This is a genomic window from Pseudomonas sp. PDM17, assembly GCF_014851985.1.
Classification (GTDB): domain Bacteria; phylum Pseudomonadota; class Gammaproteobacteria; order Pseudomonadales; family Pseudomonadaceae; genus Pseudomonas.
The window spans coordinates 1-332 of record NZ_JACVAT010000029.1; the positions used below are offsets into that span (position 1 = coordinate 1).

General features: G+C 64.8%; 1 protein-coding gene. It reads right to left on the reverse strand.

Annotation, left to right across the window (positions count from 1 at the left end; all coding sequences use genetic code 11):
• Positions 1 to 332 (reverse strand): methyl-accepting chemotaxis protein (locus tag IB256_RS30500; RefSeq protein ID WP_225602047.1); only part of this gene is annotated, 332 nt, incomplete at both ends.

A 332-nucleotide genomic window follows, 5' to 3' on the forward strand; every position in this document is an offset into this window, starting at 1 on the left:
ACGCGGAACTGATCCATCAACCCCTGCTGGTGGTTCGCCAGCTTGTTCAGTGACTGGCTGACCTGCGCCGATTCCTGCGCCTGGCTGGACAGCGATTCGGTGACGTCGCGGATGCCGGCCACATTGCGGTTGATCTCCTCGGCCACCGCGCTCTGTTCCTCGGCGGCGCTGGCGATCTGCAGGTTCATGTCGGTGATCACACCCACGGCGTCGCCAATGCGCTTCAGCGCGGCCACAGCCTGTTCGACCTGGTTCACGCTGTCCTGCGCCTGGCGGTGGCTATTGTTCATCGCGCCGACCACCTCGCGGGTGCCGTTCTGCAGGCCTTCGAT